This window comes from Gymnodinialimonas sp. JB5-7, from assembly GCF_055693405.1.
In genome coordinates this window covers 1-6,691 of record NZ_JBVFUX010000003.1, presented here as the reverse complement: position 1 = coordinate 6,691, position 6,691 = coordinate 1, and the positions used below count along the sequence as shown (strand labels likewise).

The 6,691-nt window shown below is 63.0% G+C and carries 5 protein-coding genes and 5 pseudogenes; all 10 read left to right on the top strand.

The window, feature by feature from the left end; genetic code table 11:
- The first annotated feature begins 186 nt into the window (after positions 1-186).
- The 10 genes and pseudogenes from ACZ1HK_RS00565 (at position 187) to ACZ1HK_RS00520 (ending at position 6,683) form a co-directional block, all read left to right on the top strand.
- Positions 187-1,393, top strand: a pseudogene (locus ACZ1HK_RS00565) (NADP-dependent isocitrate dehydrogenase).
- Positions 1,380-2,282, top strand: coding sequence for an NADP-dependent isocitrate dehydrogenase (locus ACZ1HK_RS00560; protein WP_472627029.1), 903 nt, complete (start codon positions 1,380-1,382; stop codon positions 2,280-2,282). Before ACZ1HK_RS00565 ends, ACZ1HK_RS00560 begins: the two are co-directional and overlap by 14 nt.
- A gap of 302 nt (positions 2,283-2,584) precedes the next feature.
- A pseudogene (locus tag ACZ1HK_RS00555) lies at positions 2,585-3,795 on the top strand (NADP-dependent isocitrate dehydrogenase).
- A gap of 52 nt (positions 3,796-3,847) precedes the next feature.
- Complete coding sequence (locus ACZ1HK_RS00550; RefSeq protein ID WP_472627028.1) at positions 3,848-4,123, top strand: hypothetical protein; 276 nt, start codon at positions 3,848-3,850, stop codon at positions 4,121-4,123.
- Positions 4,124-4,221: 98 nt separating this feature from the next.
- Positions 4,222-4,638, top strand: a pseudogene (locus tag ACZ1HK_RS00545) (arsenate reductase family protein).
- Positions 4,639-4,674: 36 nt separating this feature from the next.
- Positions 4,675-4,827, top strand: a pseudogene (locus tag ACZ1HK_RS00540) (hypothetical protein); the annotation flags it as partial.
- A gap of 77 nt (positions 4,828-4,904) precedes the next feature.
- Positions 4,905-5,480 (top strand): SDR family NAD(P)-dependent oxidoreductase, encoded by a 576-nt coding sequence (locus ACZ1HK_RS00535; protein WP_472627027.1) that lies wholly within the window; start codon positions 4,905-4,907, stop codon positions 5,478-5,480.
- Positions 5,481-5,597: 117 nt separating this feature from the next.
- Positions 5,598-5,966: pseudogene (locus ACZ1HK_RS00530) on the top strand (DUF6198 family protein); the annotation flags it as partial.
- A 43-nt stretch (positions 5,967-6,009) separates the two neighbouring features.
- Positions 6,010-6,231, top strand: a complete 222-nt coding sequence (locus tag ACZ1HK_RS00525) for a hypothetical protein (RefSeq protein WP_472627031.1) — start codon at positions 6,010-6,012, stop codon at positions 6,229-6,231.
- 284 nt (positions 6,232-6,515) lie between these two features.
- A complete protein-coding gene (locus tag ACZ1HK_RS00520) occupies positions 6,516-6,683 on the top strand; it encodes a hypothetical protein (protein ID WP_472627030.1) in 168 nt (55 codons plus the stop codon).
- The last annotated feature ends 8 nt before the right edge of the window (positions 6,684-6,691 follow it).

The window sequence follows — 6,691 nt, the reverse complement described above, 5'->3', positions numbered from 1 at the left end:
GTATACCCCCTTCCCTGCGCGCGCCACCTCCGCTAGAAGCGCCTCAAATTCTCCCACCCCCGGACCGGAGGGCACGCGCCATGACGAACCCCGACATCATCTACACCAAGGCATGGACGAAGCGCCCGAGCTGGCCTCGGCCTCGCTCCTGCCGATCATCTCCAGCGTTTCGCCTCAGCCGCGGGCATCACCGTCGGCACCAAGGACATCAGCCTCGCGGGCCGCATCCTCGCCACCTTCCCCGAGCACCTGACGCCCGATCAGCGCATCCCCGATGATCTCGCCGCCCTGGGTGAGCTGGCAAAAACGCCCGACGCCAACGTCATCAAACTGCCCAACATCTCCGCTTCCGTCCCGCAGCTTGTCGCCGCGATTGAGGAGCTTCAGGCCAAAGGCTACGCCCTGCCCGACTACCCCGAGGCCCCTTCGACCGACGAAGAAAAAGCCATCCGCGCCAAGGGCGACGGCATCAGCGCTCTGCCGTGAACCCGGTCCTGCGCGAAGGCACCCTGGGACTGCCGCGCCGCCGCCGCCGCCGTGAAATCCTACGCCCAGAACAACCCGCACCGCATGGGCGAATGGAGCGCTGACAGCAAAACCCGTGTCGCTTCGATGTCGGGCGGTGATTTCCTTGCCTCGAACGAGGTTTCCTCGACCCTGCCCAATGCCACCGGCGCCAAGATCGCCCTGGAAACCGCCAACGGCACTACGACCCTGAAAGACGGCCTCTCCTACCCCGCCGGCACCGTCGTCGACGCGACGTACATGTCCGCCGCCGCCCTCGATGCCTTCCTCGCCGAGGAAATCGAGAAGACCAAGGCCGAAGGTGTCCTCTTCTCGCTGCACATGAAGGCCACCATGATGAAGGTCTCGACCCCATCATCTTCGGCCACGCCGTCAAAACCTTCCTCGCCCCCGTCTTCGACCAGTTCGGCGATGAGATGGCCAAGCACGGAGTGAACCCCAATTCCGGCCTCGGCGATTTGCTGGAGCGTGTGAACGGCCATTCCGAAATCATGTCCGCCATCGACGCCACCATGGCCGACCGCCCGCCGATGTACATGGTCGACAGCGACCGGGGCATCACCAACCTGCACGTCCCCTCCGACGTCATCATCGACGCCTCCATGCCCGCCCTGATACGTGCAGGTGGCAAGGCTGGGGCCCCGACGGCAAAGAAGCCGACGCCGTCTGCGTCATCCCCGACAACAGCTACGCGCCCGTCTACGACGAGAGCATCAACTTCTTCAAAGCCAACGGCGCGCTGAACCCCGCCACCGCAGGCACCGTCCAGAACCTCGGCCTGATGGCCCAAAAGGCCGAAGAATACGGCTCCCACCTCCACAACCTTCGAGATCGCGGAGGCCGGCACCGTCAAGATGATCCTCGATGACGGCACGGTTCTGCACAGCCACGACGTGCAGCCGGGTGACATCTGGCGCTCCGCATCGGCCCGCAAGGCCCCCATCGAAGACTGGGTGCAGCTTGCGATTTCCCGCCAAAAGGCCACCGGCTACCGCTCCATCTTCTGGCTGGACGAGACCCGGGCCCATGACGCGCAGCTGATCGCTTACGTGAAGCCCATCCTCGAAGCCGCTGGCGTTGCTGACAAATTCGAGATCATGGCCCCACGCGAAGCCACTCGCGCCAGCTTGGAGACCATCACCAAGGGCGAAAATACCATCGCCATCACCGGTAACGTGCTGCGCGACTACCTGACCGACCTCTTCCCGATCCTGGAACTTGCGACCTCCGCCAAGATGCTCTCCATCGTGAAACTGATGCAGGGCGGTGGCTTGTTCGAGACCGGCGCGGGCGGCTCCGCCCCCAAACACGTCCAGCAGCTCCACGCCGAGAACCACCTCCGTTGGGACAGCCTCGGCGAATTCTGCGCCCTGGGCGAGTCGTTCAAGTTCCTCGCGGACGCCAAAGGCAATGCCAAGGCACAGGTCCTCGGCGACGCGGTGGAACAGGCCACCCAAGGCATCCTCGACGACAACCGCTCGCCCGGTCGCAAGGTCGGCCAGCCCGACAACCGCGACAGCCATTACTGGTTTGCCCGCTACTGGGCCGAGGCGCTGGCAAACGGCTCCGATGCCGATCTCGCCGCCGAATTCGCCCCCATGGCACAGGCGCTCGCTGAAAACGAAGCGACCATCATCGCCGAACTCGACGCTGGCGCAGGCAGTGCAGCCGATACAGGCGGCTACTACATGAACGCAGACGACAAGCTCGCAAACGTCATGCGCCCATCGGCCACGCTCAACAGCATCATCGGCTAACCCGCCCCGGAGTCTTGGGGCTGTCAAGGATCGCGCCAGCGACGGCCAAGGGCCGCCTGTCCTTGACTGCTCCACGACTCGGAGCACCCTCGACATGGCGCGTTCAGCGGGCGGACCCGCCCCTGAACCGCCTCTCAGCAAAATCCATCCTCAAAACCCACGCAAAACCCGCCTCTTGCCTGGATAGCAGATGTGGGTGGGTGGGCCATATGCCATCCCGTCTAGGCCCCACCCCTTGCCTAAAAGCCCCCACTCCGCTCTAACCAAAAACAACCAGACCGCGACCTAACAGGACCGCCCAAATGACCAAAATCAAAGTAGACAACCCCATCGTCGAGATGGACGGCGACGAGATGACCCGCATCATGTGGGCCTTCATCAAGGACAAGCTGATCCTGCCCTATCTCGACATCGACCTGCTCTACTATGATCTCGGCATCGAGGCCCGGGACGAAACCGAAGACCAGATCACCATCGACGCCGCCGAGAAAACCAAGGAAATCGGCGTCGCCGTAAAATGCGCCACCATCACGCCGGATGAGGCCCGCGTGAGGAATTCGGCCTCAAGAAGATGTGGCGTTCGCCCAACGGCACGATCCGCAACATCCTGGGCGGCGTGATCTTCCGCCAACCGATCATCTGCAAAACGTCCCCCGCCTTTGTCCCCGGCTGGACCCAGCCCATTGTCGTGGGCCGCCACGCCTTCGGTGACCAATACAAAGCCACCGACATGAAGTTCCCCGGCCCCGGCACGCTCACGATGAAATTCGTCGGCGAAGACGGGCAAGAGATCGAACATGAGGGTCTACAAATCCGACGGCCCTGGCGTCTTCATGTCGATGTATAACATCGACAAGTCGATCTACGACTTCGCCCGGCGTCGTTCAACTACGGCCTCAACCTCGGCTTGGCCCGTCTACCTGTCGACCAAAAACACTATTCTAAAACAATACGATGGTCGCTTCCTCGAAATCTTCGCTGAGGTCTACGAGGCTGAATTCAAAGAGGCGTTCGAAGAGAAAAAGATCTGGTACGAACACCGCTTGATCGACGACATGGTCGCCTGCGCGACTAAGCGGAACGGCGGTTTCGTCTGGGCCTGCAAAAACTACGATGGCGACGCATCCGACGTCGTGGCCCAAGGCTTCGGCTCGCTCGGCATGATGGCCTCGGTCCTCAGCGACCCCTGACGGCAAGATCGTCGAATCCGAGGCCGCCCACGGCACCGTCACCCGCCACTACCGCAACCATCAGGAGGGCAAAGCCACCTACCAACTCCATCGCCTCCATCTACGCCTGGACCGGGGGCCTCAAGCACCGCGCCAAACTCGACGACAACGCCAAGCTCATGGAATTCGCCGAGACGCTGGAACGCGTGATCGTGGAAACCGTGGAATCGGGCTTCATGACCAAGGACCTCGCCCTTCTCGTCGGCCCCGATCAGAAGTGGCTGACCACGATGGGCTTCCTTGAGAAGATCGACGAGAACCTCAACAAGGCGCTCGCGGGCTAACCGCAGCGCCACCAGGGGCAAGCTGGGGTATTCCACCACTTGGCGGGCCGTAATGCGGTGCATAAGATCCGCCCATGACGGTATCGACCAAACGCCTCCCACGCCGTTGGCGCATCCTCTTTGGGTGCGCTTTCAACTCTCGGCGATCGGCCTGTTCTTCATGGGCCTCGTCATCGCGGGCCTTGTCGAAGCAACCCGCCTGATTGCGGAACGCGCAACGATTGGACTGAGGTCAACTACGTCCCCTCGCTCTGACATTGACGAGACAAACCCCATCTTCTTCGCCTTGGGTATGGCCTGGCTGGCCCCCTGCTCGTCACTCTGTTGATCCTTTGGGCAAAGCGTATCATCAACATCCGCAATCCCGACACACCGCGCCGGGTCAACTGACACATCCTCGTTACAAACCCCGCTACGCCACGCCCCATGATCGTCATCCACCACAATCCCGCCTTCCGGTGAAACCTCCCGCAATGTCCTCGCCATTATCCGCGCCACTCGGGGCAGAGCCCGGAGGGATCGAATACCTCCAGACCGGCTGGACCCGCCCGCAGCTTCTGGGTCCCTTCGCCGCCGCCGACCTCACCCCGCGAGAGGCTCCTGCGCACGCACAAGACCAACGTACCGCAGAAGAGCTTGGCCCGACTCGCCCCCTCCGTCAGCGATGACGCCCTGCTCGACGCCATGGTCGCGCACCCGATCCTCGTGAACCGCCCCATCGTCTGCACACCGAAAGGCGTCGCCCTCTGCCGTCCATCCCATAAAGTCGAGGCTCTGCTCGACACGCTGCCCGACGGCCCGGTCCACGACGAACAGGGCGAGGTCATCTGGCCCGTCGCCTGAGCAGCCATTGACCTTTCCGCACCCGCGTCCGACTCCTTGCACACACCGCCGCAATGGATCAAGCCCACGACCCAACCGGGCACTGGGCAGCGGCAACCTACCCCTCGCTCAGGTGGTGCCAGTGTCTTCATCACCGGTGGCGCGTCGGGCATTGGTGAAGGGCTCGTTCGCGCCTTCGCAGATCAAGGCGCCAAGGTGGGCTTCGTCGAGGTCGACACTGAACGCGGCAATCAAGTGCTCGCCAAGCCGGGAGACTGGCACAACCCTTGCCCCCTGCGATCTGCAGCGACATCGACGCCCTGCGCGTGCTCCTCGACACACTCGCCGCCACCAACGGCCCGGCCGAGGTCCTGGCCAACAACGCCGCCCGCGATGACCGGCATGACTGGCAGGACGTCACGCCCGGCTATTGGGACGAGCGGATGCAAACCAATCTCCGCCACATGTTCTTCGCCATCCAGGCCGTAGCCCCCGGCATGATCGCCGCTGGAAAAGCGCTCCATCATCAACATGGGGTCCAATCCGTGGTGGAGGCCGGCGGCGGCTTCCCCGCCTCATGCCACGGCCAAAGCCGCCGTCCACGGCCCGATTCCGGACCAAGGGCGCGTGATCTGGGCCGCCACCGCATCCGCGTGAACACCGTGGTCCCGGGCTGGATCATGACCGACCGTCAGAAAGAGCTCTGGGTGACGGACGAGGCGCTGACCGCCCAGACCAACCGCCAATGCCTGCCCGACCCCATCGACCCGATCTACGTCGTGCGCATGGCCCTGTTCCTCGCCTCCGATGATGCGGCGATGTGTTCAGCAAACAATTACATGGTCGCAACAGGCTCGATCTAGGCGCGCGGGTTGCGACCCTGCCCAAGACTTGAGCAATCGCCGCCAAATTCCATGCACGACGTGCATAGCCGCCTCGCACAGCGCCTCAGGCTATTGATTTTGTTCTGACACTCTTTTATGTCAGCAAGCATGACCCAAATTGACCCCAGATCCGAAGGCCATCAACATACCCTGTTCGAGGACGCGCAGGCGCTTATCCTTGGCACAGCATTGTGCGCGCTTGGCATTCACCTGCTGACCCATGCGGGCCTCATCACCGGTCAGGCCGCGGGCCTTGCCGTGTTGGTCAGCTGTGTCAGCGGCTGGTCCTTCGGTTGGGTGTTTTTCGTGGTGAACATCCCGTTCTACGCGCTGGCGCTGATGCGCCTCGGCTGGCGCTTCGTGCTCAAGACCGTGATCGGCGTGACGCTTTTGTCGGTGATGGCCGAGCTTGCGCCCCACGTCCTGCGCCTCGACTATATCCACCCTGGCGTCGCCGCCTTCCTGGCAGGCGCCACACTTGGCCTCGGGGTGCTAGCGATCTTCCGGCATGGCGCGTCCCTTGGCGTGGATCGGCATCCTCGCCTACCACCTGCAGGAAAAGACGGGCCTGCGTGCGGGCTATGGGCAATTCGGCGTCGACGCCCTGATCTTCGCCGCCGCCTTCGCGCTGCTGGACCCCGTGCTGGTCGGTTGGTCGCTGCTGCGTGCGGCCATGGTCAACGGGATCGTCGCGATCAACCATCGCGGCGATCTGTATGTGGGGCACTAACCCCGCGTTTTTTGGCGCTTCAGAAGCATACGCTCCGCCAAACACCAACCGAACCGGAGCATACTTTTCAACACGGGAACCCCTTTACGTCTCACGCTCGGCGCCAGAGACGAGGGAAAACCTCGACCGCCTCTTTGGCGGCCATTTCGGCCCCGGAACGTATCGCGTTCAGGCCATTGAAGGGGAGAGCGATCGAACCGCGTGGAGCACCGCCTCGCCCCCGCGATGGCGAACGCGGTTTGTGGTATGGTCCTCGGCCTTCGCCACACCGCGCGCGGATGGCCTTGCCGTGGACGGACAATGGTGGGTTCGATGCCCCCGAAGAGGCGATCAAGAATGGGCGTCAGGGAATTCACCCTCAAAACCGGATGGCTGCGTCTCTCTTCCTGATCAGCGACAGTCCAGGTGACAACAAAGACGGGGTCACGCTGAAGCTTGAAAAGCTGACCTGACCAGTTCC

What these genes read in the sequence shown, in the direction of transcription:
- ACZ1HK_RS00525 (WP_472627031.1), top strand. Translation starts at nt 6,010, where the DNA reads ATGGCGCGTCCCTTGGCGTGGATCGGCATCCTCGCCTACCACCTGCAG.
- ACZ1HK_RS00550 (WP_472627028.1), top strand. Translation starts at nt 3,848, where the DNA reads ATGCGGTGCATAAGATCCGCCCATGACGGTATCGACCAAACGCCTCCC.
- ACZ1HK_RS00560 (WP_472627029.1), top strand. Translation starts at nt 1,380, where the DNA reads ATGATCCTCGATGACGGCACGGTTCTGCACAGCCACGACGTGCAGCCG.